Here is a 25,267-nt window from a genome sequence, read left to right on the forward strand (position 1 = left end):
GCTCAAGGGCGCCCCGGCAGCCGGGCGTCCAGGGCCGAGGCAAGCCGCTCGCGCCAGGCGGGAGGCGGCGCCGGCCGGGAAGCGCGGCAGGGTTCCGCCCAAACGGCGGCGGGAAAGTGGCGGTCGGAGCGCCAGCGGGGGATTACGTGCCAGTGCAGGTGGGGCACCTGGTTGCCGAGGCTCGCCAGGTTGATCTTGTCCGGCGCGAGCGCTGCGCGCAGCGCCTCCTCCACGGCGAACACCACCTCCATGAGGGCCGCCCGCTCGCCAGCTGCCAGATCCGTCATTTCCTTTGCATGGCGGTTGAGGATCACGCGACAGTAGCCGGGATAGTCGGGCTCGTCCACCAGCACCACGCGGCACAGGTCGCTCGACCAGAGCACTTCGCCCGTGCCGCCTTTACAGAGCTCGCAGTTCATGAATGCTGCGCGGGCGAGGGGCTTACAGCAGCACCCGCTCGATGCCGCCTCGATTGGCCTGTTCGACGTAATCGGCTAGCCAATTGGGCCCCAGGATGTGGCGCGCCATTTCCACCACGATGTAATCGGCGGTGGTGCCGGCGTCGTCATTATAGCGCGCGAGCCCCTGCAGACAAGACGGGCACGAGGTGAGGATCTTGATCTCGCCCGGGTTGTCCCGGGCGCGGATGCGCGCCACGCCTTTGCGGATCTCCTCCTCCTTGCGCAGCCGCACCTGGGTCGCCACGTCCGGGCGGCTCATGGCGAGAGTCCCGGCCTCGCCGCAGCAGCGCTCGTTGAGTTCCACGCCGCCGCCCATCAAGCCGTTCACCACCTTGAGCGGCGGATGGGTCTTCATGGGCGTGTGGCAGGGATCGTGGTACATGTAGCGCACCCCTTGCACCCCTTCTAGGTTGACCCCTTTCTCCAGCAGGTACTCGTGGATGTCCAGCAGCCGGCAGCCGGGGAAGATCTTGTCGAACTCGTACTTCTGGAGCTGATCCATGCAGGTGCCGCAGGAGACGATCACCGTCTTGATGTCCAGGTAGTTGAGGGTGTTGGCCAAGCGGTGGAACAGCACCCGGTTGTCGGTGATGATCTCCTGCCCGCGGTCGTGCTGGCCCGCGGCGGTCTGGGGATAGCCGCAGCAGAGGTAGCCGGGAGGCAGCACCGTGATGGCGCCCACGTGGTAGAGCATCGCTTGCGTCGCGAGGCCCACCTGACTGAACAGGCGCTCCGAGCCGCAGCCAGGGAAGTAGAATACCGCGTCGGAGTCTTCGTTCACCTTGCGGGGATCGCGGATCACCGGGACGATGGCCGGGTCCTCGATGTCCAGGAGCGCCCGGGAGGTTTTCTTCGGCAGGTTGCCGGGCATGGGCTTGTTCACGAAGTGGATCGCCTGGGCGCGGAGCGGCGCCCGGCCCACGGTGGCGGGCGGGCGGCTCGTTTGCGCCCGGGCGAGGCCCAGCCGCTTGGCCCAGCCGTAGGCGAACCGCTGGGCCTTGTAGCCCCATTCGATCATTCCCTTGCGCAGGAGCTTGATGGTGTTCGGGTCGGTGGCGTTCAGGAAAGCCATGGCCGCCCAGGTGCCCGGGTTGAACTTCTGCTTCCCCTGCTTGCGTAGGAAGTTGCGCATGGCGATGGAGACGTCGCCGAAGTCGATGTCCACCGGACAGGGTGCCCGGCACTTGTGGCACACCGTGCAGTGGTCGGCTACGTCGCCGAACTCGTCGAAATGCTCCAGCGCGACGCCGCGCCGGGTCTGCTCCTCGTACAGGAACGCTTCGATCAGGAGCGAGGTGGCCAGGATCTTGTTGCGCGGGCTGTAGAGGAGATTGGCCCGGGGCACGTGGGTGGCGCACACCGGCTTGCATTTGCCGCAGCGCAGGCAGTCCTTGATGGAGTCGGAAATGGCCTTGAGCTCGCTCTGCTCCAGGATCAGGCTCTCCAGCTCCAGCAGGTTGAAGCTGGGCGTGTAGGCGTTGGCCAGGTCGGCGCCCGGCAGGAGCTTGCCCCGGTTGAAGTGACCGTTGGGATCGATCCGCTGCTTGTAGGCGCGGAACGCTTCGACCTCGCCCGGCTCAAGGAACTCCAGCTTGGTGATGCCGATGCCGTGCTCGCCGGAGACGACGCCGCCCAGGGACTTGGCCAGGGCCATGATCCGGCGCACGGCGGCGTTGGCCTCCTGAAGCATTTCGTAGTCGTCGGAGTTGACCGGGATGTTGGTGTGCACATTGCCGTCACCGGCGTGCATGTGCAGGGCCACGAACACTCGGCTCTTGAGCACCCGCTGGTGGATGGCCTCGCACGCCTCCAGCGCCGGCTGGAAGGCTTTGCCGCCGAAGATCTGCCGCAGGGGCTCCCGTACCTCTTTTTTCCAGGACACCCGCAGCCGGTAGTCCTGCAGCACCCCGAACACCGTGTCTTCGGGTCCCACGCCCTCGGGCCAGGCCACCGGTCCGTCCGCCGGCAGCGCACCGATTGCACGGTCCAGGTTGTCCAGCAGGAAACGCCACCGGGTCCGGGCATTGCGGATCAGCTCCAGGGCCTGCTCGGCCCGGTTGCCGATGACCTCTGCCTTGGGAATCGACTCATCCTCCAGCGCCACCGGAAGATCGCCCTGCAGGAACTCTTCCAGGGCATCCAGCAGCCGGAGCTTGTTCTTGATGGACAGCTCGACGTTGATCCGCTCGATGCCGTCGGTGTAGTCGCCGAGGCGGGGGAGGGGAATGACCACGTCCTCGTTGATCTTGAAGGCGTTGGTGTGCCTGGCGATGGCCGCCGTGCGGCCCCGGTCGAGCCAGAAGCGTTTGCGCGCCTCCGCGGTGACGGCGATGAAACCTTCGCCGCCCCGGTGGTTGGCGATGCGCACCACCTCGGAGGCGGCGCGGGCCACTTCCTGCTCGTCGTCGCCCACGATGTCGCCGATCAGCACCATTTTGGGCAGCCCGTGGCGCCGGGCCTTGGTGGCATAGCCCACCGCCTTGAGGTAGCGCTGGTCCAGGTGCTCCAGTCCGGCCAGGACGGCCTTGGGGTGCCGGTCCAGATAATCCTTGATCTCCACGATGGAAGGCACCGCCTCGTGCACGCTCCCGAAGAACTCCAGGCACACCGTGCGCACGTGGGCCGGCATGCGATGCAGGATGAAGCGGGCGGAGGTGATGATGCCGTCGCAGCCCTCCTTTTGTACGCCGGGCAGCCCCCCGAGCACCTTGTCGGTCACGTCCTTGCCCAGCCCCGGCTTGCGGAAGGCGCGGCCCGGGATCTCCAGGATCTCGGGTTCGCCCAGCGGGGTCTTCCCGTCGTCGGCATAGCGGGTGACGCGAAAGCGCGCCACTTCCACCTCGTGGATCTTGCCCAAGTTGTGGTCCAGCCGCTCCACGGTGAGCCAGCGTCCCTCGGGGGTGACCATGCGCCAGGCGGCCAGGTTGTCCACCGCGGTGCCCCACAGCACCGCCTTTTTCCCGCCGGCGTTCATGGCGATATTGCCGCCAATGCAGGAGGCGTCCGCCGAGGTGGGGTCCACGGCGAACACCAGCCCCTCGGCTTCGGCGGCGTCCATGGCCCGCCGGGTCACCACCCCCGCCTGGCACAGGAGGGTGGGCACCTCCAGGTCGAGCCCCGGGAGCTTCACCCGCTCCACCGGCCCCAGGCGCTCCAGCTTCTCGGTGTTGATCACCGCCGAGCGCTTGGTGAGGGGCACAGCGCCGCCGGTGTAGCCGGTGCCGCCGCCCCGGGGGATGAGGGTGAGGCCGAGCTCGATACAGGCCCGCACGATGGGAGCGATCTCCTCCTCGGTGTCGGGGTGGATCACCACGAAGGGGTACTCCACACGCCAGTCGGTGGCGTCGGTCACGTGGGACACCCGCGCCAGGCCGTCGAACTGGATGTTGTCTCGGCGCGTCACCCGGGAAAGGCGTCTCAGGACCCGCCGGCGCAGTTTCGCCACTTCCTCGAACTCGGCCTCGAAGGCGTCCACAGCGGCGTGGGCCCGGTCGAGGAGGATCTTCACCTTTTCGCTGCCTTGGCGCCGCTCCTCGATCAGGGCGAGGCGATGGCGCAGGGCCTCGACCAGGGCTTTCCTTCGGGCCCGGTTCCCGAGCAGGTCGTCCTGGAGGTAGGGGTTGCGCGACACCACCCAGATGTCGCCCAGCACCTCGTAGAGCATGCGCGCCGAGCGGCCGGTGCGCCGCTCGGCCCTAAGCTCGTTAATCAGGTGCCAGGAGGGCTCCCCCAGGAGGCGGATCACGATCTCCCGGTCGGAGAACGAGGTGTAGTTGTACGGGATTTCCCGCAGACGGGCGGCGGCGGGAAGGAGCGCGGTCGGAATGTCGAGACCCACTGCAGCACCAGGACGGCTTAAAAGAAAATTTTACCGCACTGCGGGAGGGGACTCACCCATGACGGCCGGAGGGATAATGGTGCAACGCCTCTGTCATCCCGCGAGCTGGGCGATGGCGAGATAACGGGCGAGCTTGCCCAGGGCCATGAAGCCCGCCGACCACCAGGGGTTGACCCGCAGCCAGCCGGCGGCGACGCACAGGGCGTCGCCCGCCACGGGCGCCCAGGCGAAAAGGAGCGCCGCGCTCCCGTATCGCCGCACGAAGGCCAGCCCCTTGAGGGGCTCTTTGGGCGGGATCAGCCGGCCGATCAGATAGGAGGTCATCCCGCCTAGGGTATTGCCCAGGGTGGCGACCCCGATGGCGGGAAAATAGAGCTCCGGCGAATGCTTAAGCACGCCGAAGAGGACCGCCTCGGAGCCGCCCGGCAGCAGGGTGGCGGCGAGAAAGCTCGACAGCAACAGGGCCAGGAGGCTCCAGTGCTCCGTCATGGGCGTCTTTTTTCCATCAAGGCTTTAATCTACCATTGAGCGGCCCGACTCGCCGTGCCCGGCGCTACCCTCTGAACTTCCGGTCAACGGTTGACGAACCATTGACCGCTGTCCCCCCTCACCCGGGGGAGGGACTGGATGGTTTTCTTCCTCCGCTGGGGGAAGAAGAAGTGGGATCTCCTCTCCCGGTGGGAGAGAGGGAAGGGGAAAGGGCCGGGCCGCCTGCATAGAAAGGAGTGCTTCATGGACCCGCATGTCAAGCAAGAGCTCGATAGCCTGTGCCCCGCCCCGGAAATGAATCGCCGCGCCTTCGTCGCCGGGCTCCTCGCCGGCGGCTTTGCACTGGCGGTGCAGCCCGTGTACGCCGAGACGCTGATCAGGACCGATTCCAAGGGCCTGGTGGACGGAGAAGTGTCCGTTCCCACCGCCGACGGGAAGATCCCCGCCTATCGGGCCATGCCCGATCAGGGCGGGCCGTTCCCGGTGATCCTGGTGGTGCAGGAGATCTTCGGCGTGCACGAATACATCCAGGACGTGTGCCGGCGCCTGGCCAAGCTGGGTTATCTCGCAGTCGCGCCCGAGCTTTTCCACCGCCAGGGGGATCCGCGCAAGTACGAGAGTATCCCCGACCTCCTCAAGCACGTGGTGTCCAAGGTGCCCGATGCCCAGGTGCTGTCCGACCTGGACGCGGCGGTTGCCTGGGCCGAGAAGAGCGGCTTCGGTGACGGGAAGCGCCTGGGCATCACCGGCTTTTGCTACGGCGGGCGCATCGTTTGGCTCTATGCCGCTCACAATCCGCGGCTGAAGGCGGGGGTGGCCTGGTATGGGCGCATCGTCGCGGAGCGTACGCCCACCATGCCCACCCATCCCATCGATGTGGCGGACAAGCTGCACGCCCCCGTGCTCGGGCTCTACGGCGGCGCCGACCAGGGCATCCCCAACGACACGGTGGAGAGAATGCGGGCGGCGCTCAAGAAAACGGGCAGCCCCTCGGAGATCATCCTGTACGAGGGCATGCCCCATGGCTTCCACGCCGACTATCGGCCCACCTATCGCAAGGACGCCGCCGAGGATGGCTGGCGGCGCATGCTCGCCTGGTTCAAGAAGCACGGGGTGGCCTGAGGGCGTCCCCGCGGGCCCGTGTCAAGGGTGCGCCGGGCCGTCGAGCGCCGGGACGCGCATCTCCGGCATGTAAAAGTGGAAGCTGCCCCCTTTCTTCTTGGCGTGATACATGGCCATGTCGGCGTTGGTCGTGAGGGTGGCGAAGTCCTTCCCGTCCTCGGGGTAGACGCTGATGCCGATGCTGCACGAAATGCCGAGCTCGTGGCCGGCGGTGCAGATCGGCGCCGAGAGGGCCTCGAGGATTTTTTCCCCGACGGGAGCCGCGTCGTCGGCCCGCGCTAGGTCGGCGAGGCCGGCGGCGCCGACGCAACGCTTTGTTTTGGCCCGGCAAGATCGCCCGCCCGGTGCGCCTCTCGCCGGTGGGAGGGTTACCCTTGCCAGCGGGCAGTCGCCGCCCCATCATTTGCGGCTTTCGCACCCCTCAGCGGAATGGAAATCATCGTTCTCGGCGCCGGCGTGATCGGCGTCACCAGCGCCTGGTATCTGGCGGAGGCCGGCCATCGCGTCACGGTGGTCGAGCGTCAACCCGGCCCGGCGCTGGAGACGAGCTTCGCCAACGGCGGCCAGGTGTCCGTGAGTCACGCCGAGCCCTGGGCCAATCCCGAGGCGCCGGCCAAGCTGCTGCGCTGGCTTTGGCGCGAGGACGCGCCGCTCAAGTTCCGCCCGCGGTGGGAAGCGGCCCAGTGGGCCTGGGGCGCGCGCTTTCTGTTGGAATGCCTGCCCGCCCGCACCCGGAGAAACGCCGCCGCCATCGCGGCCCTCGCCCGCTTGAGCGGCGCGAGCCTACGGGAGCTGCGCGCACGGACGGGGATCGAGTACGACCAGCTCGCCCGGGGCATCCTGCACGTCTTCACCGAGCCGGAAGACTACGAGGCGGCGCGGCGGAAGCTTCCGGCGCTGACCGCCCTGGGCTTGCGCCTAGAGCTCAAGTCCGCCGCCGAGTGCGTGGGCCTGGAGCCCGCCCTCGCGGCGAGCCGTGCCCCCATCCACGGGGGCTTGTACTGTCCGGACGACGAATCGGGCGACGCGCGCAAGTTCACCGAAGCGCTGGCCGCTTTGGCGGCCCAGCGCGGGGTCGCTTTCCGCTACGGGACGCGAATCGAGGGCCTGCAGACCGGCGGCGGCCGCGTGACGGGCGTGCGCGTGGCGGCGGGCGGCGGGAGCGAAGTCCTGGGCGCCGACGCCCACGTGGTCTGCCTCGGAAGCTATAGCCCGCGGCTCCTCGCGCCCCTGGGCGAGCGCCTGCCCATCTATCCGGTGAAGGGCTACTCGGTCACGGTGCCGGCGGGCGAGGGGGCGCCCGTGGTGAGCCTGACCGACGAAGCGCGAAAGCTCGTCTTTTCGCGCCTGGGCGACCGGCTGCGGGTGGCGGGGATGGCGGAGCTTGCGGGCTACGATCTTTCCCTCGACCCGCGCCGCTGCGCCCTGATCCTGGACCGGATGTTCGAGCTCTTTCCCCGGGCCGGCGATCGGGCCGCCGCCGAATGCTGGACGGGCTTACGGCCCGCCACGCCCGGCAACGTGCCGGTGATCGGGCGCTCCCGCCGCTATGAGAATCTTTACCTGAACACCGGGCACGGCACCCTGGGTTGGACTCTGGCCTGCGGCTCGGCGCGGGTGCTCGCCGATCGGGTGGACGGTCGCAACCCGCCGATCGAATTTCCGTGGTGGGGCTGATCGGGCCAAGGCATCCCCAGGCGGATTCGGCGCACGCTTGTTTACCCTGGCGACGGCGGCGCTTATGCTGATCGACGCCATGAGCGCCGAAGCCCGTCCGCCCTGCGCCCCCAACCGTCACGGCGGGGAAAAACCCATCGTCATCGCCCACCGGGGCGCGAGCGGTTATCTTCCCGAGCACACCCTGGCTGCCTATTCCGTGGCCATCCTCCAGGGCGCCGACTGCATCGAGCCCGACTTGGTCATGACCCGGGACGGGCATTTGATCGCGCGGCACGGCAACGTGCTGGATCTCACCACCGACGTGGCGCGCCGGCCCGAATTCGCCGACCGCCGGACCACCAAGGTGGTGGACGGCGTCGGGGTCACCGGCTGGTTCAGCGAGGACTTCACCCTGGCGGAGATCAAGCAGCTTCGCGCCATCGAGCGCATCCCCGACGTGCGGCCGGCCAACGCCCGGTTCGACCGCCAGTTCCAGGTGCCCACCCTGCAGGAGATCATCGACCTGGTGAAGGCCCACGAACGCGCCCTGGGCCGCAGAATCGGCCTCTATCCGGAGACCAAGCATCCCACCTACTTCCAGCGGTTGGGGCTCCCCATGGAAGAGCCCCTGGTGGAGATGCTGTGCCGCAACGGCTACGAGGAGGCTCCAGAGCGGGTGTTCATCCAGTCCTTCGAGGTGGGGAACCTCAAGAAGCTCGACCGCATGACCGGGATCCCGCTGGTGCAGCTCCTGGGGCGGGAAGGCAAACCCTACGACGTGGAAGCGGAGGGCGGGACGCTCACCTACGACCAGATGGCGACGCCCCAGGGTTTAGCGGACATCGCGACTTACGCCGACGGGGTGGGGCCGGAGAAATATCATTTCATCCTCGCCCCCGACGCCGAGGGCCGGCTCGACCCGGCCAACGCCAGCGATTTCGTGAAGAACGCCCACGCCGTGGGGCTCGAGGTGCACCCCTACACCTTCCGCGCCGAGAACCGCTTTCTGCCGGCGAGCCTACGCTCCTCCGACGACCCCAACGCCCTGGGGGACGGGGAAGGGGAGATCGCGGCGTTTCTCGCCACGGGCGTCGACGGCTTCTTCACCGACCAGGCCGATGTCGGCGTGCGGGCGCGGGACGCTTTCGTCGCGGGAAATCGCTAGCCCACGCCCCGGGCCGGTCTTTACTCTTCTTCCTCGCCGAGGGGCTGGACGTCCAGCACCTCGAAATCCACGATCTCGGCCGTGTCCTTGGGCACGGCCAGGGACAATTCCAGGTCGTGGATGACGTCGTCCCAGTCCACGTTCTCCGCCAACTTGAGGGACAGCCGCACGGTGAGATTGATCTCTACGTTCTTGGCCACGGGAAGTCGCCTCCTCCTGATGGATCGCTACGGACTCACGGCCGCCCGGCACCCGGCGGCGGTTGGGACGGCCCTCGATAAGGGACAGTGACCGCTCTCGCCCGGGAAGTTCCCTGGCCGCCGAGCCTGGTCCACGAAAGCCCCGGCGGCGCGCTCGGGCTTCTCAATGCTCCGGATCCGCCACGCTCGTGAGGGGCAGGCGCATCCCGTGCTTCGCGCTTCGAGTGCCGTCGGCGTATACCGTTTCGAACCCGAGGCGCCGGTAGAAACCCACGGCATGGGGGGAGGAGACCACGGTGACGAACTCCGCCTCGGGGCACTCCATCTCGATCCGGCGCACGGCCTCGGTCACCAGGGCCCGGCCGATGCCCCGCCCCTGGTATTCCTTCCGCACAAAGAGGGCGACGATATGGGACGGCCAGCGCACCTGGATCAGGCCGGCGAGGCGCCCGCCCTCCTCCGCCACCAGGGTGAGATAGCCGTAGGCCTGGCGGGCGAGGAGCGCTTCGGGGGCGGCGAACTTGGCAAAACTCGCCTTGCCCCACTCGTCGAAGTCCTTGGCCATGAACTCGTCGAAGGCAGCCAGCATGAAGCGGGAGATCTCGGGAGCCTCCTCGGGCTGCATGGGGCGGATCGTGGCAGAAAGGGGCCTTTGCCGCGTCTGTCCCCGGCCTTCGGCGATCATGGGGCGGCGGGCTGCCGATCAGAAGGAGAGCACCTGGTCCGCCGTCGCGGCGGCGGCCACGTAATCGCCCATGGTCTTGTAGGTGGCGGTGGCGACCCAATTGTCCGGCGTCACGTTTCGACCCTTGCCGCACGCCTCGCACACCCAAAAGGGCACGTTCTGGGAAAGGAGCGCCTCCACCAGGACCTGCATGGCGGGCATGTTGACCCCCTGGATCTTGTCGTAGACGTGGCGGTTGGCGATCACCACCGCCTCGCCTTGGAGCCACACGGTCACTTCGTGGCCCTGCTCGCGGGCCACTTTGGCCGCCATCATGCCCAAGGTGGCGCGGGTGGGGTCGTCGGTTCCGGAAGAGACTGCGATCAGGAATTTCATGGCGATCCTCCTTGACCCTTCAGAAGAGAAGGCGCTTCATTTTTTCTTCGGCACGTACAGGTCGGTGATGGTCCCCTCCGCCATCTCGGCCGCGAAGCACACGGTCTCGGACAAGGTGGGGTGGGGGTGGATGGTGAGGCCGATGTCCTCGGCGTCGGCGCCCATCTCCAGGGCGAGCACCGTCTCGGCGATGAGCTCCCCGGCGTTGGGGCCCACCATGGCCGCCCCCAGGAGCCGCCGGCTCTGCTGGTCGAAGAGCAGCTTGGTGAGGCCGTCGGCGCCGCCTTCGGCGAGGGCCCGCCCGCTCGCCGCCCAGGGAAACACCGCCCGCTCGTAGGCGATGCCCTGGGCCTTGAGATCGAGCTCCGTCGCTCCCATCCACGCCACTTCCGGGTCGGTGTAGGCCACCGAGGGAATCGCCCGGGCGTCGAAGGCGCTTTTGAGCCCCGCGATCACTTCGGCCGCCACCTTGCCCTCGTGGGTCGCCTTGTGGGCGAGCATAGGCTCGCCCACGATGTCGCCGATGGCGAAGATGTGAGCGACGTTGGTGCGCTGCTGCCGGTCCACCGGGATGGTGCCGCGCTCGTCCACCCGAACGCCCGCGGCTTGCGCCTGGATGGCGTGCCCGTTGGGCCGGCGCCCCACCGCCACCAGCACCCGGTCGTAGACCTGGGGTGCGGGGGCTTGCTCGCCCTCGAAGGTGGCCTTGAGGCCTTCTTTCAGGGCCTCGAGCCGGGCGACCTTGGTCTTGAGATAGATCGCTTCATACCGGGCCCGGATTCGCTTCTCCAGGGGCTTCACCACGTCCCGGTCGGCCCCGGGGATGAGTCCATCCAGGAGCTCCACCACGCTCACTTTCGAGCCCAGGGCGTGGTAGACGGTGGCCATTTCCAGCCCGATGATGCCCCCGCCGATCACGAGGAGCCGCTTGGGAATTTCGTCGAGCCGCAGGGCGTCGGTGGAATCCATCACCCGGGGGTCCTCGTAGGGCAGCCCGGGGAGCTTGGCCGCTTGGGAGCCGGCGGCGATGACCGCGTAGTCGAAGGTGAGGGTCTTTTCCCCCTCGGCGGTCTTGACTTTCAGGGCGTGGGGCCCACTGAACTCGGCCACCCCTTGCACCACCTGGACCTGGCGCTGCTTGGCGAGCCCCGCGAGCCCCTTGGTCAGGCGCCCCACCACGTCTTCCTTCCACTTGCGCAATCCCGCCAGCTCGATCTGGGGCTGCCCGAACGTGATTCCGGCATGCCCCAACTCCTGGACCTCGGTCAGGACCTTGGCCACGTGCAGGAGCGCTTTCGAAGGAATGCAGCCCACGTTGAGGCACACCCCGCCCAGGGCGGGATAGCGCTCCACCAGGACCACCTTTTTCCCCAAGTCGGCGGCGCGGAAAGCGGCCGTGTAGCCCCCAGGACCCGCCCCCAGCACCAGCACCTCGGCGTGAAGATCGCCCTTCGCGACCGCCGCGGGCGGCGGCGCCGGCGCGGGAGCGGGGGGCGGTGCGGCGGGCCGCTCGGGTGCATTGGCCGGGGGGACCTCCGCGCGGGCCGCTTCCGCCTTCGCCGGCGCCTTTGCCTCTGCCGCCTCCGCTTCCAGGGTCAGGATGAGGGAGCCCTCGGAAACCTTGTCGCCCACCTTCACCTTCACCTCTTTCACCACGCCCGCCCGGGGCGAGGGCACGTCCATGGTGGCCTTGTCGGACTCCAGGGTGATCAGGCTCGCCTCTTTTTCGATGCGGTCGCCGGGCTTGACCAGGACGTCGATGACCGGCACATCCTTGAAGTCGCCGATGTCGGGGACGCGTATATCAACGAGCTGGGCCATTTTTGATCTCCTCCGCGCTGGCCTTGTTGCTTACAGCATCTCCGGTTGCGGAGCGCATGCTGGGGATACTGCGCTACCGGATCCACTCGTGGCGGGAATGCCCGCGCCTTTGAGATTCGCCAAGAATGCTCCTGTTGGCAAGTCCCGGCGATGAACTGGATCGACGGCCCGTCGCTTGACGGCTAACCCGCGGTTCCAAATCGTCTCCTGGGCCTGAACCCACGAAGAGCAGCGCTCATGTGCCTAGCGATCAAGGAGCGGAGCCCCTTCATCGAAAACCCGGATCAGGTACGGACGTGCCCGTCCCCCAGCACCACGAACTTGAGGCTGGTGAGGCCCTCGAGGCCCACGGGGCCGCGGGCGTGGAGCTTGTCGGTGGAGATGCCGATCTCGGCGCCTAGGCCGTACTCGTAGCCGTCGGCGAAGCGGGTGGAGGCGTTCACCATAACCGAGCTGGAGTCCACTTCCCGCAAGAAGCGCAGGGCGCGGGTGTAGTCCTCGGTCACGATGGCGTCGGTGTGCTGGGAGCCGTAGCGGGCGATGTGGTCGATGGCCTGGTCCAGCCCGTCCACCACCCGCACCGCCAGGATCGGCGCCAGGTACTCGGCGTACCAATCCTCCTCGGTGGCCGGCTTCATCTGCGGCACGAGCCGGCGGCTCTCCTCGCAGCCCCGCAGCTCCACCCCCTTGTCCAGGAAGAGGCGGGCGAGCCGGGGCAGCACCGCAGGCGCGATGGCGCGGGCGACGAGCAGCGTCTCCATGGTGTTGCAGGTGCCGTAACGCTGGGTCTTGGCGTTGTCGGCGATGCGGATCGCCTTTTCCAGGTCGGCGCCCTCGTCGATGTAGACGTGGCACACCCCGTCCAGGTGCTTGATCACCGGGATGCGCGCTTCCTTCGAGATGCGCTCGATCAGGCCCTTGCCCCCCCGCGGGACGATGACGTCCACGTAGTCCTTCATGGTGATCAACTCGCCCACTGCGGCCCGATCGGTGACCTCCACCACCTGCACCGCCGCATGGGGCAGCCCCGCCGCTTCCAGCCCCTCGTGCACCAGAGCGGCGATGGCCTGGTTGGAGCGGATCGCCTCCGACCCGCCCCGCAGGATGGCGGCGTTTCCAGCCTTCAGGCACAGCCCCGCCGCGTCGGCGGTCACGTTGGGCCGGGCTTCATAAATGATGCCGATCACGCCCAGCGGCACCCGCATGCGGCCCACCCGGATCCCCGAGGGACGATACTTGAGGTCGATGATCTCCCCCACCGGGTCCGGGAGCTGGGCGATCTGGCGCAAGCCGTCCGCCATGGCGGCGACGCCTTTGGCGGTCAAAGTCAGCCGGTCGATCAGGGCGGGCTCCAGGCCCTTGGCCCGGGCCGCCTCCACGTCCTTGGCGTTTTCCGCGAGGAGCCGCTCCTGCGCTCGCTCGATGGCGACCGCCATGGCCTCCAGGGCCCGGTTCTTGGCGGCGGTCTCGGCCTTAGCCATGGCGCGCGCCGCTTCCCTTGCGGCGCGCCCCAGCGCCTGCATGTACGCCTTGATGTCCCGTTCCGAAGAGAGATCCATGACCCAGATTCTAAACCGTTTTGGCCTGCGCCGCCGATGCGTCCGCGAGCGTCAGGGCGAGCCGCACCAGCTCGCTCCACACGTCCCCGGGGGCGAGCCCCTTGGCCATGCGGTCGAGCCGGGCGAGCTCCTGCAGGGTCCAGTCCAGCCGGGCCGGATCGAAGCGCTGGGCGGCGCCCGGCGTCCAGGCTTGGCGCGCACCCCACACCCGCGCTTCCCGCAGCGCCTGATCGCGTTTTCTGCCCTGCCAGAGGGCCGACTGGAGGCGGGCCACGGCGCGCACGTCTTCGGCGATCTGCCACAGCACCAGGGGAAGGGCCGCCCCTTCGCCCCGCAGGCCCTCCAGCACCCGGGCGAAGCGGGCCACGTCGCCGCCGAAGAGGGCTTCCCCCAACTGGACCGGCTCATAGCGGGCCACGTTGGCCACCGCCGCTCGCACCGCCTCCCCGGGCAGGGGTCCCGGCGGGAACAGGAGCGCGAGCTTTTGCACTTCCTGGAACGCGGCGAGGAGGTTGCCTTCCACCCGCTCGGCCATGAACGCCAGGGTCTCGGCGTCCGCCTGCTGGCCCTGGGCGGCAAGGCGCGCGGCGATCCAGCGGGGCAGCTGCTCTCGCGGGACCGGTTTCGCGTGCACCACGACGCCTGCCCGCCCTAGGGCCTCGAACCAGCGGCTCCCGAGAGCGGAACGCTCCAGTTTGGGCAGCTCGATCAGGGTCGCCGCGTCCGCTGGAAGCCCCTCGCAATAGGCGACGAGGGCCTCGGCCCCGGCGGCGCCCGGCCGTCCGGTGGGTACGCGCAGTTCGATCAGCTTGCGGCTGCCGAAGAGGGAGAGGCTGGCGCCAGCCGCGGAGAGGCTCCCCCAGTCGAAACCGCCTTCGGCGATGAAAAGCGCCCGCTCCGTGTACCCCAGGGCCCTGGCCCGGGCGCGGATGCGGTCGGCCGCTTCCTGCGCCAGTAGCGGCTCCTCCCCGTGGATCGCGTACAGGGGCGCGAAGCGCTTGGCGAGCTGGGCCGGCAGGGCTTCGGAGTCGATGACGGGCATGGCGGCGAAAAAGGGCAATTTTCCCTGTGCGGGGGCGGGTCGGCTCGGGTCCGAGCCTCCGCGGCGGGTGCTTCAGCCTGCCTTGGGCCTCACTGCCGCCAGCCGGAGCAGGATCTGTTGGACCGCGTCGTTCTGCATGTCCCGGTAGAGCAGCGCCTCCTCCTGTTCCTTGGCCAGCACCTGGGTGTCATCGTAGGTCAGGGCCCGCTTAAGGGAAATCTGGGACGGGGCGATCAAGGGCTGGCCCTTGGCGTCGTTCATGTGGAACTGTACCCGCAGCCGCAGCTCCAGCTCCCGCACCCGTCCCGCCCCGGAGAGGGAGAGGATCAGGCGGTCCCGGGCGACGCCGTCGATGAACAGCACCGCTTCGGCCGCCTTGGAGTCGTCCACCAGCCGGGCGCCCGTGCCGGCGGCGACCGCCCGCTTAAGCTCGGTCAGGAAAACGGGGTCACCGCCTGTGACGTGAAGCGTTTTGAACGCCAGGTCCTGGGTGCCCCGCAGCCGAAAGCCGCAGCCCGCGGCGAGCAGGGCAAGGGGCGCGCTAGCTAGGAGACCGCGCAGCCACCGGCGCCGGGTCTCAAGGATCGTCATGGTGCGGGGATTATAGCGCCGAGGCGCGGAGAAAAAACGCTTTGCAAAAGCCAAAGGTGTACAGAATGGGAAGGAAGTAAAAGGACCGCTCTTTCTGTTTGCTCTTGGCGCCCTTTACGTTGAGAAAAAGTTTTTTCTCTCCGCCTTTGTGTACTCCGCGGCGGGTTGACGGCGCCCTTATCCTTCGGGAACTCCGTACCCGCCGCCGCCGGGGGTTTCGATGACGAAGACGTCGCCCGCGTCCCCCGCCGTTTCGTCGGTAGCCCCCAGATCCTGCCGCGACCCGTCCCGCCGCTCGATCCATGCCCGTCCCGGCGCACCCGGCTCCCCGCCGAAGAGTCCGAAGGGTCGTATCCGCCGGCGTCCCGCGAGGATGCCCACCGTCATGGACTCCAGGAAGCGAATGCGGCGCGTGACGCCGTCGCCGCCCCGATGGCGGCCTCGCCCGCCGCTGCCGCGCCGGACGGAGAAGGCTTCCACCAGAACAGGAAAGCGCCACTCCAGCACCTCCGGATCGGTGAGGCGGGAGTTGGTCATGTGGGTGTGCACGGCGCTCGCCCCGTCGAAGTCGGGGCCCGCCCCGGCACCGCCGGCGAGGGTCTCGTAGTATTGGTAGCGTTCGTTGCCGAAGGTGAAGTTGTTCATCGTGCCCTGAGAGGCGGCGAGCACCCCTAAGGCGCCGTAAAGGGCGTCCACGATGTTCTGGGACGTCTCCACGTTGCCCGCCACCACGGCGGCCGGGGGGCGGGGATTGAGCAGGGACCCTTCCGGAATGATGATCTCGAGGGGTTCCAAGCAGCCGCTGTTGAGCGGGATGTTTTCCTGCACCAGGGTGCGGAACACGTACAGCACCGCGGCCAGCGTGACCGCCCGGGGGGCGTTGAAGTTGTCGGATCGTTGCGGGGAGGTGCCGGTGAAGTCCACCACGGCGCGTCCCGCGTTCCGGTCCACCGTCACCCGGACCCGGATCACGGCGCCGTTGTCCATTTCCAGTTGGAAAGCGCCGGCTTTGAGCTTGCCGATCGCCTGGCGCACGGCTTGGGCCGCGTTGGCCCGCACGTGGTCCATGTAGGCGCGCACCACCGGCAGCCCGTAGTGGTCCACCAGGCGGCGCAGCTCCTGCGCGCCTTTCTCGTTGGCAGCCACCTGGGCCCGCAGGTCGGCCAGGTTCTGCTGCGGATTGCGGCACGGGTGGGGGCCCGAGGAAAGCAGCGCGAGCAGTTCCAGCTCGCGGAAGCGGCCTCCGTCCACCAGATGGAAATTGCGGATCAACACGCCTTCCTCCTCCACCCGCGTCGAGCGCGGCGGCATGGAGCCGGGAGTCAAACCCCCGATGTCGGCGTGATGGCCCCGGGAGCCCACGTAGAACAGGACCTCCCGGCCGTCCCGGTCGAACACCGGCGTGATGACCGTGACATCCGGAAGATGGGTTCCGCCGTGGTAAGGGTCGTTGGCCGCAAAAGCGTCGCCCGGCCGCATGCGCCCGGCGTTGTCCCGGATCACCTGCTTCACCGTTTCCCCCATGGAGCCGAGATGCACCGGGATATGGGGCGCGTTGGCGATCAGGTTGCCCTCGCCGTCGAACACGGCGCAGGAGAAGTCGAGCCGTTCCTTGATGTTGACCGAATGGGCGGTATGGGCAAGCCGCAGGCCCATCTGCTCGGCGATGGACATGAAAAGATGGTTGAAGATCTCCAGCTTCACCGGGTCCGCCTGGGTGCCGAGGGCGACGCGCCGTGGGCGGGGCGTCGCGCGGGTGAGGACGAGCTCGCCTTGGTCGCCCACCCGGGCCGCCCAGCCGGCCTCCACCACCGTGGTGGCGTTCGCTTCGACGATCAAAGCAGGTCCCTGGACGCGCTGGCCGGGGACGAAACACTCCCGCCGGTACAGAGGCGTTGCGCGGGCGCTTCCCGCCACGACCATCTGCACCGTGGCCAGGGGAGAAGGCGGTTCGCCGCGTGCGGCGCGGGCGCCGGGGAGTGCCGCCCACGCGCAAGGCGCGGCGGGAATTTCGTCTTGCGCCACCGCTTCCACCGACACCGTCTCCACCACCAGGGGCCGCTCCGGCATGAGAAAGCCGTAGAGTTGGCGGTGGAGCGCTTCGAAGCGGCGCACCATCTCCTCGATCGGGCCCTCGTCCACGGGCAGCGCCGTGTCGGTGCCCTCGTAGCGCACATGCGCGCGCCGCGCGACGCGGATCGACGCCTGGCCAATGCCTTGGGCGGCGAGCTCCTCGCGCGCGGCCTGCTCCAGTTGGTCGAGGGTAGCCGCGAGCGGGGCCATGGATGCCGCCGTCAAGGGGCGCTCCACGGCGTGGCTGCGCATCGCGGTCACCTCGGCGATCCCGATGCCGTAGGCCGATAGCACCCCGGCCAGGGGATGGAGCAGCACCGTGTCGATGCCCAAGGCGTCGGCCACGCGGCACACGTGCTGACCGGCCGCGCCGCCGAAGCCGTTGAGCACGTACTCGCTCACGTCGTAGCCGCGCGCGACCGAAATATGCTTGATGGCGTTGGCCATGTTGGCCACGGCCACTTCGATGAAGCCTTCGGCCACCTGCGCCGGCGTGCGGGCGAGACCCGTTTCCCGCTCGATCTCGCGCGCGAGCGCGGCAAACTTCTCCCGCACGATCTCGGCGTCCAGGGGCTCGTCGCCCGCGGGGCCGAACACCTTGGGAAAATACTCGGGCTGGATGCGTCCCAGCATCACGTTGGCATCGGTGACGGTCAGCGGTCCCCCGTTGCGGTAGCAGGCCGGCCCGGGCAAGGCGCCTGCCGAGTCCGGTCCCACCTGGAACCGGCCCTGGTGGAAGCGCAGAATGGAACCCCCGCCGGCGGCCACGGTGTGGATGGCGAGCATCGGCGCCCGCAGCCGCACGCCCGCCACCTGGGTGTCGAACACCCGCTCCAGCTCGCCGCAATAGTGGCACACGTCGGTGGAGGTGCCGCCCATGTCGAAGCCGATGATTTTCTCGAACCCTGCTGCGCGGGCCGTGCGCACCGCGCCCACCACGCCCCCCGCCGGGCCCGAGAGGAGGCTGTTGCGTCCCTGAAACTGGGGCGCCCCCGTAAGTCCCCCGTTCGACTGCATGAACATGAGGCGCACGTCGCCCAGCTCCGCGGCCAGCTGATCCACGTACCGGCGCAGCACAGGGGAGAGGTACGCGTCCACCACAGTGGTGTCGCCTCGCGAGACGAGCTTCATGAGGGGGCTCACCTCGTGGGAGGCGGAGACCTGGGTGAAACCCACTGCTCGGGCGAGATCGGCCAGCCGGCGCTCGTGGTCCGGGTAGCGCCAGGCGTGCACGAGCACGATGGCGACCGCGCGCAGACCCTCCCGGTAGGCGGCCTCCAGCGCTTCCCGCGCGGCGGCCTCGTCGAGGGGCGTGATGACCTCGCCGTGGGCGCTCAGGCGCTCGCGCACCTCGACCACCTGACGGTAGAGGGGTTGCGGCAGGACGATGTTCAGATCGAACAGGCGCGGGCGGTTCTGGTAGCCGATGCGCAACTGGTCCCCAAAGCCCTGGGTGATGAGAAGCAGCGTGGGTTCCCCGGTGCGGGTAAGGAGCGCATTGGTGGCCACCGTGGTGCCCATCTTGACCACGTCGATCTCCTCGGCGGGGATCGGCGCGCCGGGCGCGAGCCCCATCATGCGGCGGATGCCCTCCACCGCGGCGTCCTGGTAGCGGCCGGGGGCTTCCGACAGGAGCTTGAGCGTCCGGAGCTCGCCCTCGGGCGTGCGCGCCACCACGTCGGTGAACGTGCCGCCGCGGTCGATCCAGAACTGCCACTTGCCCCGGTTTGCATCCATGAATCGGTTACAGAGGAGCCTCTTGAGTCTCCGGCCAAACCGGTTCACTCTTCGAGCTCCTGTCTGCGCGCCCCGAGCAGTTCCGATTGCCCCAGCCAGTAGCAGGCGAGCACCGCTGGAATCTTGAGCAGCCGGGTGCCGGCCGGCGAGTCCGGCAGCGCCAGGACGCTGAAATCGGAAAGCTCCCGCGTGATGACATAGCCCCGGGGCACCCGCTTTTCCGTGCAGAAGGCCGCCATGCCCTTGAGCTCGCCGAGGCCCGTGTGCTGGCGGCTGTATTTCACTTCGAACGGCACGAGCTGCCCTCGGACGTCGGCGACGATATCCACCTCTTCGTTGCGGCGGTTACGCCAGTAGGCAAAGCCGATGCTCAGCGCGTAGTAGCGCGTAAAAACGTGCTTGAAGAAGGCTGTCTCTACTGCGCGGCTCACCGCGACAGGATCGTCCAGCATCGCCTTGCCCTTGAGCAGAACGCTCGGCGCGATGGCGGCGTCGGCCAGATACGCTTTGTAGCGCGCGCGCAAGATCTCCTTGCCATAGCCGTGGGGCGGGAGCCGGTGGATCAGGTGCGTGGATTCCAGGAGCGTGAGGTAATTCTGCGCCGTGGGCTTCTTGACCTCGAGGTTTTTGCCCAGGTCCACCATGTCGAGCAGCCCGCCGTCGTGCAGGCACAGATAGAGAAAGGTCTGCTCCAGCTCTAGCACCCGCCGCACGCCGAACAGGGCCGTCATGTCGCGCTTGAGCACCTTGTCCACGATGTCTTCGCGCAAAAGCTTCTGCGCCAGATCCACGCTCGGCACCAGCGCGCACTGAGGAAAGCCGCCGCGCAGCAAGTACTCGTGAAAATGCGCCATCAGCGGGCGGGCCTGCTCGGCGGCCCGTGCGAATTGCGCCGGCGTCCAGTCGAGGAGCTGAGCGAGCGAGGCCACCTCCGGCAGCGGCGGCTGCGGCAGCTTCTTGATCTGCAGGTATTCGTAGAAAGAAAGCGTGGCGAGCTTGAGGGTGTGCCAGCGCCCCACGCCTGATTCCTGGCCCTCCTCCACCAGCGGCGTCGCCGAGCCGGTCACGACGATCCGGCGCTGCTTCTCGAAATCCACCTGGTGCTTGAGCCAGGTTTGCCAGCCGCGCATGAACTGGATCTCGTCGAGAAAGAGGTATTCCGGTCCCTCGGCGGCCGGCTCGAACTCGCGCCACAGCTTCAAGACACCATCGAGCCCCGCGAGCTTCAGCAACGGGTGGTCGAACGTGGCGTACAGGATGTTTTGCCGCGGCACACCGCCCTTGACCAGCGCTTCGATGGCCTGCAAGAGCAGCGTGGTCTTACCCACCTGGCGCGCGCCGGAAAGCAGCACCGCCCGATGGGCGGGCGGCGTGCGCAGCCAGAAATCGAGTTCCCGGAACACCGCCCGGCGCCAGGCGGGCAAATCAGGCACCGGCAGCCCCAACCACCATGGGTTGTACTGCCGGAGGACGGCCATGACCTCCTGGGGTGAGGTGATCACAGCCCGATTATCCTATTTTGCTAATTTAAGTCAAGTGTACTTGACTTATAATCATGTTTTAAGAAAATTTCTGTGCGGCGTGTGCCTCAGCTCTCGGTGTAGGTCGCCAGGGCCCCTTTCAACTCGTAGGCGAGTCCCAAGGAGTCCACGTCCAACCCGCCGGGCTTGTCGCGAAACACACGGTTCACTCGCACGATGGCCTGCATCAGCCCGTGCCCCCGCGTCGGCTTGTCCAGTTACATCGCATGTAGACTCGGGCAATCGAAGCCGGTCAACCGCATGTCGCGGACGATCACGAGCCGGAACGGATCGTTCGGGTCACGAAAGCGCTTGGCGAGCGCCTCGCGCCGCGGCTTGTTGCGGATGTGGGGCTGCCAATCGGACGGATCGGATGCCGAGCCGGTCATCACGACCTTGATGACGCCTCGGGCGTCGTCATCGCCGGTCCACTCCGGACGGACCCGCACCAGCTCGCGGTAAAGCTCCACGCAGATGCGCCGACTCATGCAGACGACCATCGCTTTGCCGTCCATCGCCTCCAGCCGCCGCTCGAAGTGCTCGACAATGTCTTGCGCGAGGAGCTTCAGGCGCTTTTCGGCCCCGACGATGGCCCCGAGCTGCGCCCATTTCGTCTTGATCTCTTTGCCTTCGACCTCCTCGCCCTCAGTGATCTCCTCGAAGTCAGGGTCGACCTTCGGTCGCTCCGCCTCGTCGAGTGCTAGCCTGGCCAGCCGGCTTTCGTAGTAGATCGGGACTGTGGCGCCGTCCTCGACCGCGCGCTGGATGTCGTAGATGCCGATGTAGTCGCCGAAGACGGCGCGGGTGTTGGCGTCGGCGAGCTCGATGGGCGTGTCGGTGAAGCCGATGAAGGAGGCGTGTGGCGGGGCGTCGCCGAAGCCGTCGATGAAGTCGTACCGGCTGCGGTGCGCCGCTGGATGGCTACTCGTTCTCGAATCCGTGCGATTCGAACTTCAGGGTGCGGCTGTTCTCCGTCACCGCGCGCACGGTCTGTTCGTTGACCCCGCTCGGGAGTCGCGCGTCGATTTCCAGCGTGACCGTCACCTCCGCGCCGGGCTGTCCCACGAGATGGGCGATCACCTCTTCGGCGATTCGTCCAGCGTCGCGCCCGACGCGCGCTGGATCGAGACGCACGGTGCCGTGGAATCGACGTGCCAGGACAGGTGTGGCGGGCTGCGGCGCCGCGCCGCCCGTGGTTCCGCTCGTCGGCGGTTCGCTCCGAGCGGGGCCGCTACCCGGCGGCTTCGACTGCGGCACCTCCGCGTCGAGCTGGCGGCGAGCGACATCCGACTTGACGAGCAGCCCGGCATCTTCAGCGCCAACGCTGATCTGCTGACCGGCGCGCAGACCGCGATACCTGCCACTCACCTCGTCGTGGCTCTCGGCGTACGCGAAGGTGTCGGACTGCCAGGTCAGGAGCGCCACGCCCTCGCGGATCGCCTGCACCAACACCTCGGGACCCGCGAGACGGGGCAGGTACAGGTAGCGCGCGAAGTCCTCGACGAGCTGCCGGACTGCAACATGGTCACCGCGCCACAGCGGCACCTCGTCCAGGTGCTTGCGCAGAATCGTTGACCCGAGGTTCGCCACGAGCAGCTCTTCGCTTCTGAGTTTCTTGCTCGCTCGCACCGCGAGCGCATCCGACCCGGCAAGCCGCAGCGCCTGCCACTGGATCGGTGCCTGCGGCGACTTCTGCTCGGGCACCAGAATCCACTGGTAGGTTTCCGGCAGCCGCGCCGCCACGGCCGCGTCCGCCGCCTGTTTCTGCGTCTCGGCCTGCCGGACCTGGAACGGGCTCAGGTCGAGCGTTTCCTTCTCCGCGACGATGGACGCCCACGCGAGGTACTTGCGCAAAGCCTCGTCCAGGTCCTGCATGCGGATCTTGTCCGCCGCCAGGAACACGAGCGTATTGCGATAGAGGCGCGGTGCGTTGCCGCGAGATTCCAGAATCGTCCGCGCCGCTTGCTCGGCGGCGTTGCCGCTCTCCCTCGTGTACGCGTGCTCGGGCGGGAGCACGACGAGCCGCGCGTCGAGATCGTCGGGCACGTCCGCTCCGGTTCGCGGCAGCGGATGCACGCGCGAGAAGTCGCCCTTCTTCTGGATGTCGGCGCGGATGCGCTTTTCGAGCTCCACGGCCACCTTGTCCGGGTCGCGCTTCAACTGCTCCGCGCGGTCCTCCGCGAGCTTCGTGACCGTGGGCTGCGTCGCGTACCAGACGCGCGGCCCGTCCTGGTAGAGGTAGGTCGCCGCGGAGGCGAGCCGGCGCAGTGCATCGCCGAACACGGCCGCCGACTCGCCCGGCATCACGCAGCCAAGCTTCACCCGGCGGTCTTCGAGCCCGCGGTGCGCGGCGGCCGCCGTCGGTGCGGAGCCGAGGAAGATAGTCCGAGCCACACGCCGCGTGGCGTGCAGCTTGCCGAGGTTCGGCACCTCGCCGTCGATCTTGAGCGGCAGTGAGTTCGGACCGTCCACGTCCTTCTCGATGATTGGCACCCAGTTGTCCGACAGATACCGCGTGAGCTCGAACTGCACGCGTGGGTCGTCCATCGGGATTGTCGAAGGCAGGATCAGCGGGTTCCGGTCACCCTTCTCCCACAAGCAGTGGATGACAGCGGCCATGAGCCGCAGCACACCGCGCGTGCGTTGGAACTTCACCAGCGTCGACCAGTCCTCGTACAACCGGTCGAAGACCTCCGGGTGAATGGGGTAGGCGGCCTGAATGCGCCTCTCGTAGTCGCCGCTCCTGCACTCGGGCGGGAACTCGGCAGCCTGCGCGCGGTATAGGTCCGCGAACGCGCGCGCCGTCACGTCACGCTGCTTGAACGCCTCCGGACCCGAAAGCGGCTCGAAGAGCCGCCGCCGCACGATCCCGAACCCTTCCTCGGCCGAAGCCGGTCGCCACGACGACTCGACGCGCCCCACGACATTGCGGAGTCGATCGAGCGCTTCGCGCCCGCGGATGCCACCCACCTCCACGTCATCGGCTTGGGTGTGCGGCGAGCCCTGCGTGTCGGACGCCGGCAGCGAGATCACAAGCAGACAGTTGCCCGCGAGCTTGGCCGACTCGGTGAGTACCTGGGCAAACGTGAACTGCGTCTCGAAGCTCCCGCCCGGCAGGTCGGCGGCGTCGTGCAGTTGGCGGGCATAGGCCACCCACTCGTCGATCAGAATGAGGCAGGGGCCGTACTCTACAAACAGCTCGCGCAGCGCATCGCCGGGGCTGGTAGCCCGCTCGTCGTCTTCGCGAATGCGCTCGTACGCCTCGCGCCCGCCCAGTTGCCAGGCCAGCTCGCCCCACAGCGTGCGCACCAGCGTGCCGTCGGACTTGCGCATGGGGTTACCAGGCGAGATCTTGTTGCCTACCAGCACCACCCGCCGCACCCTGGGTAGCGCCTTCACCCCCGCTTCGGCCATCACCGCGTCGATACCGGCGAGATCGCCCGGTGCGGCACCGCTAAAGAGGTGATACAGCGCCAGCATGGAGTGGGTCTTGCCACCGCCGAAATTGGTCTGGAGCTGCACCACCGGGTCGCCGCCGGTGCCCGACAGGCGCTGCACAGCCCCCACCAGCAGCCGCTTAAGGCTTTCGGTGAGGAAGGTGCGGCGAAAGAACTCGGTGGGTTGTTGGTACTCGTCGCTGCCCTGGCCCAGGTGTACCTGCCACAAGTCGGCCGCGAACTCGGCCTGCTGGTAGCGCCCGCTTGCCACGTCCGCGTGTGGAGTCACGACCTCGCGCCAGGGCTTGAGCGTGCCTGTCGCCGCCGCCTCGATGAGGGAGCCGCCGGCCTTGCGCTTCTCGCTGCGGACCTGCTCGTCGAAGACGAGCCGGCGCAGCTCCATCTTCATCTTGCCGATCTCGTCGGCCTGCGGCGCGGAGACAGCGCTGAGCAGACGAGCCATCGAATCAAGCGCGCGGTCGGCGTCATCGCTCGAGAATGGCTCCTGATGCGCCCACTTGTTGCGCCAGTCGCGCAGCTCCTGCACCAGCGAGCGCTCGGCGCGGCCCAACGTGCGGCCGAACACGTCGTTCCATGTCTCCCACATCAGCTTGAGCAACGCAGCCACGTCCCATTGCGCGATGGGCCTCTTCCCGATCAGCGGGTCTTCGGCGAAGCGCTGCACCGCCTCGATGCGGACCGTGCCTGCCTTGACCGCCGCCTGCACCTCGCGCTCGACGAACGGCGCGAGCCCCGCGCGCAGCAGCTCCATCGCCTTGCCGATCCGTTCGTGGTTGGTGATGGCCATACGGTTCGACTCTTGTTACCCGTACTGCGCCAGCCACTGCTCGGGCGTGAGCGCGCCGGCACGCTCGATCAGCTCGCGGTCCCAGCTCACCAGCGGCGTTGCGGTGAGTTCGGCCGTCGCGGCGTACAGCGCATCCGCCCCGCGCAGGAAGAGCCGGCAGCCCAGCTCTTCGGCGAGAGGCTGGAGTCTCGACGTTTCGACGAGCCGCAACTGACCGTTGCGGCGCAGAAGGGCGGCTGCCGCGATGCCCGCCTGTGCGTCGCGCTGCCGATGCGCCAAGGCGCAGGCGATCTCGAGGGCGGCGAACGCCGGGCTGTAGTAGGGCGTGCTCGACGACTGCAGTCGCCGCAGCAGCGCGTCGCTCGAAGTATTGAAGGGGTCGTTGCGGTCGAGAAAGCCGATCCAGACGCTGGCATCGACCGTCATCACCGTCCCGGCTCCAGGCGGTTACGCCCTTCCTCGAGGATGTCGCGCGCAGTCGGGCCGGCAGCGCCGGCGGGGATCTGCAGCTTCCTGAACTCCTCCAGCCAGTCGGCGCCTGCCGGCGGCGGTGCCGCTTCGGCCCCTTCGACCCACTGTCGAAACAGTTCGACCGTCACCTCGCGCACCGGCTTGCCGAGCAGTGCGCTCTTGGCCTTGACCTTGCGGTACAGCTCGTCGGGGATGTCGATGGTGGCTTTCATGG

The 25,267-nt window shown here is 68.1% G+C and carries 19 protein-coding genes and 1 pseudogene; 3 read left to right on the forward strand and 17 right to left on the reverse strand.

Annotated features, from left to right (window positions below; translation table 11 throughout):
• Nucleotides 1-2 precede the first annotated feature (2 nt).
• From ACTFO6_RS05690 to ACTFO6_RS05700, 3 genes are all read right to left on the reverse strand, one after another.
• On the reverse strand, nucleotides 3-419 hold the full coding sequence (locus ACTFO6_RS05690; RefSeq protein ID WP_439933487.1) for an HIT family protein: 417 nt from the start codon (nucleotides 417-419) through the stop codon (nucleotides 3-5).
• 22 nt (nucleotides 420-441) lie between these two features.
• Entirely contained in the window at nucleotides 442-4,299 is a 3,858-nt protein-coding gene (locus ACTFO6_RS05695) for a DUF3683 domain-containing protein (protein ID WP_439933488.1), read from the reverse strand.
• Between the two features lie 93 nt (nucleotides 4,300-4,392).
• Nucleotides 4,393-4,788 (reverse strand): YqaA family protein, encoded by a 396-nt coding sequence (locus ACTFO6_RS05700; RefSeq protein WP_439933489.1) that lies wholly within the window; start codon nucleotides 4,786-4,788, stop codon nucleotides 4,393-4,395.
• Between the two features lie 243 nt (nucleotides 4,789-5,031).
• Between ACTFO6_RS05700 and ACTFO6_RS05705 the strand changes: the two genes are divergently transcribed.
• The gene (locus tag ACTFO6_RS05705; protein WP_439933490.1) at nucleotides 5,032-5,910 is read left to right on the forward strand and encodes a dienelactone hydrolase family protein; all 879 of its coding nucleotides are present in this window, start codon (nucleotides 5,032-5,034) and stop codon (nucleotides 5,908-5,910) included.
• A 21-nt stretch (nucleotides 5,911-5,931) separates the two neighbouring features.
• Here the strand turns inward: ACTFO6_RS05705 and ACTFO6_RS05710 are convergent, their stop codons facing one another.
• Complete coding sequence (locus tag ACTFO6_RS05710) at nucleotides 5,932-6,291, reverse strand: diguanylate cyclase domain-containing protein (RefSeq protein WP_439933622.1); 360 nt, start codon at nucleotides 6,289-6,291, stop codon at nucleotides 5,932-5,934.
• Between the two features lie 48 nt (nucleotides 6,292-6,339).
• Between ACTFO6_RS05710 and ACTFO6_RS05715 the strand changes: the two genes are divergently transcribed.
• The gene (locus tag ACTFO6_RS05715) at nucleotides 6,340-7,587 is read left to right on the forward strand and encodes a D-amino acid dehydrogenase (protein ID WP_439933491.1); all 1,248 of its coding nucleotides are present in this window, start codon (nucleotides 6,340-6,342) and stop codon (nucleotides 7,585-7,587) included.
• A 64-nt stretch (nucleotides 7,588-7,651) separates the two neighbouring features.
• Nucleotides 7,652-8,734, forward strand: a complete 1,083-nt coding sequence (locus ACTFO6_RS05720; protein ID WP_439933492.1) for a glycerophosphodiester phosphodiesterase — start codon at nucleotides 7,652-7,654, stop codon at nucleotides 8,732-8,734.
• Nucleotides 8,735-8,754: 20 nt separating this feature from the next.
• Here the strand turns inward: ACTFO6_RS05720 and ACTFO6_RS05725 are convergent, their stop codons facing one another.
• From ACTFO6_RS05725 to ACTFO6_RS05785, 13 genes and pseudogenes are all read right to left on the reverse strand, one after another.
• Nucleotides 8,755-8,934 carry a hypothetical protein gene (locus ACTFO6_RS05725; RefSeq protein ID WP_439933493.1) on the reverse strand — a complete coding sequence of 60 codons (180 nt, stop codon included), beginning with the start codon at nucleotides 8,932-8,934 and terminating at the stop codon, nucleotides 8,755-8,757.
• A gap of 163 nt (nucleotides 8,935-9,097) precedes the next feature.
• Nucleotides 9,098-9,559 (reverse strand): GNAT family N-acetyltransferase, encoded by a 462-nt coding sequence (locus tag ACTFO6_RS05730; RefSeq protein WP_439933494.1) that lies wholly within the window; start codon nucleotides 9,557-9,559, stop codon nucleotides 9,098-9,100.
• A gap of 78 nt (nucleotides 9,560-9,637) precedes the next feature.
• On the reverse strand, nucleotides 9,638-9,994 hold the full coding sequence (locus tag ACTFO6_RS05735; protein ID WP_439933495.1) for a DsrE family protein: 357 nt from the start codon (nucleotides 9,992-9,994) through the stop codon (nucleotides 9,638-9,640).
• Nucleotides 9,995-10,030: 36 nt separating this feature from the next.
• Nucleotides 10,031-11,815, reverse strand: a complete 1,785-nt coding sequence (lpdA, locus tag ACTFO6_RS05740; protein ID WP_439933496.1) for a dihydrolipoyl dehydrogenase — start codon at nucleotides 11,813-11,815, stop codon at nucleotides 10,031-10,033.
• Between the two features lie 284 nt (nucleotides 11,816-12,099).
• Nucleotides 12,100-13,374 carry a glutamate-5-semialdehyde dehydrogenase gene (locus tag ACTFO6_RS05745; RefSeq protein WP_439933497.1) on the reverse strand — a complete coding sequence of 425 codons (1,275 nt, stop codon included), beginning with the start codon at nucleotides 13,372-13,374 and terminating at the stop codon, nucleotides 12,100-12,102.
• A gap of 10 nt (nucleotides 13,375-13,384) precedes the next feature.
• Nucleotides 13,385-14,434, reverse strand: a complete 1,050-nt coding sequence (gene holA / locus ACTFO6_RS05750) for a DNA polymerase III subunit delta (protein ID WP_439933498.1) — start codon at nucleotides 14,432-14,434, stop codon at nucleotides 13,385-13,387.
• Nucleotides 14,435-14,488: 54 nt separating this feature from the next.
• A complete protein-coding gene (locus ACTFO6_RS05755; RefSeq protein WP_439933499.1) occupies nucleotides 14,489-15,007 on the reverse strand; it encodes an LPS-assembly lipoprotein LptE in 519 nt (172 codons plus the stop codon).
• A gap of 177 nt (nucleotides 15,008-15,184) precedes the next feature.
• Nucleotides 15,185-18,817: a hydantoinase B/oxoprolinase family protein gene (locus ACTFO6_RS05760; protein ID WP_439933500.1), complete on the reverse strand. Its 3,633-nt coding sequence runs from the start codon at nucleotides 18,815-18,817 to the stop codon at nucleotides 15,185-15,187.
• A 44-nt stretch (nucleotides 18,818-18,861) separates the two neighbouring features.
• A complete protein-coding gene (locus ACTFO6_RS05765; protein ID WP_439933501.1) occupies nucleotides 18,862-20,319 on the reverse strand; it encodes an ATP-binding protein in 1,458 nt (485 codons plus the stop codon).
• Between the two features lie 89 nt (nucleotides 20,320-20,408).
• Nucleotides 20,409-21,248: pseudogene (locus ACTFO6_RS05770) on the reverse strand (type I restriction enzyme subunit R domain-containing protein); the annotation flags it as partial.
• A 10-nt stretch (nucleotides 21,249-21,258) separates the two neighbouring features.
• A complete protein-coding gene (locus tag ACTFO6_RS05775; protein WP_439933502.1) occupies nucleotides 21,259-24,582 on the reverse strand; it encodes a Swt1 family HEPN domain-containing protein in 3,324 nt (1,107 codons plus the stop codon).
• 15 nt (nucleotides 24,583-24,597) lie between these two features.
• Entirely contained in the window at nucleotides 24,598-25,008 is a 411-nt protein-coding gene (locus ACTFO6_RS05780; protein WP_439933623.1) for a type II toxin-antitoxin system VapC family toxin, read from the reverse strand.
• Complete coding sequence (locus ACTFO6_RS05785) at nucleotides 25,008-25,265, reverse strand: hypothetical protein (protein ID WP_439933503.1); 258 nt, start codon at nucleotides 25,263-25,265, stop codon at nucleotides 25,008-25,010. Before ACTFO6_RS05785 ends, ACTFO6_RS05780 begins: the two co-directional genes overlap by 1 nt.
• Between the last annotated feature and the right edge of the window lie 2 nt (nucleotides 25,266-25,267).

It is taken from the genome of Pelomicrobium sp. G1 (assembly GCF_051905455.1).
GTDB lineage: Bacteria > Pseudomonadota > Gammaproteobacteria > Burkholderiales > UBA6910 > Pelomicrobium.

What these genes read in the sequence shown, in the direction of transcription:
- ACTFO6_RS05690 (WP_439933487.1), bottom strand. Translation starts at nt 419, where the DNA reads ATGAACTGCGAGCTCTGTAAAGGCGGCACGGGCGAAGTGCTCTGGTCG.
- ACTFO6_RS05700 (WP_439933489.1), bottom strand. Translation starts at nt 4,788, where the DNA reads ATGACGGAGCACTGGAGCCTCCTGGCCCTGTTGCTGTCGAGCTTTCTC.
- ACTFO6_RS05705 (WP_439933490.1), top strand. Translation starts at nt 5,032, where the DNA reads ATGGACCCGCATGTCAAGCAAGAGCTCGATAGCCTGTGCCCCGCCCCG.
- ACTFO6_RS05715 (WP_439933491.1), top strand. Translation starts at nt 6,340, where the DNA reads ATGGAAATCATCGTTCTCGGCGCCGGCGTGATCGGCGTCACCAGCGCC.
- ACTFO6_RS05720 (WP_439933492.1), top strand. Translation starts at nt 7,652, where the DNA reads ATGCTGATCGACGCCATGAGCGCCGAAGCCCGTCCGCCCTGCGCCCCC.
- ACTFO6_RS05730 (WP_439933494.1), bottom strand. Translation starts at nt 9,559, where the DNA reads ATGCAGCCCGAGGAGGCTCCCGAGATCTCCCGCTTCATGCTGGCTGCC.
- ACTFO6_RS05735 (WP_439933495.1), bottom strand. Translation starts at nt 9,994, where the DNA reads ATGAAATTCCTGATCGCAGTCTCTTCCGGAACCGACGACCCCACCCGC.
- lpdA (WP_439933496.1), bottom strand. Translation starts at nt 11,815, where the DNA reads ATGGCCCAGCTCGTTGATATACGCGTCCCCGACATCGGCGACTTCAAG.
- ACTFO6_RS05745 (WP_439933497.1), bottom strand. Translation starts at nt 13,374, where the DNA reads ATGGATCTCTCTTCGGAACGGGACATCAAGGCGTACATGCAGGCGCTG.
- ACTFO6_RS05755 (WP_439933499.1), bottom strand. Translation starts at nt 15,007, where the DNA reads ATGACGATCCTTGAGACCCGGCGCCGGTGGCTGCGCGGTCTCCTAGCT.
- ACTFO6_RS05760 (WP_439933500.1), bottom strand. Translation starts at nt 18,817, where the DNA reads ATGGATGCAAACCGGGGCAAGTGGCAGTTCTGGATCGACCGCGGCGGC.
- ACTFO6_RS05775 (WP_439933502.1), bottom strand. Translation starts at nt 24,582, where the DNA reads ATGGCCATCACCAACCACGAACGGATCGGCAAGGCGATGGAGCTGCTG.
- ACTFO6_RS05780 (WP_439933623.1), bottom strand. Translation starts at nt 25,008, where the DNA reads ATGACGGTCGATGCCAGCGTCTGGATCGGCTTTCTCGACCGCAACGAC.
- ACTFO6_RS05785 (WP_439933503.1), bottom strand. Translation starts at nt 25,265, where the DNA reads ATGAAAGCCACCATCGACATCCCCGACGAGCTGTACCGCAAGGTCAAG.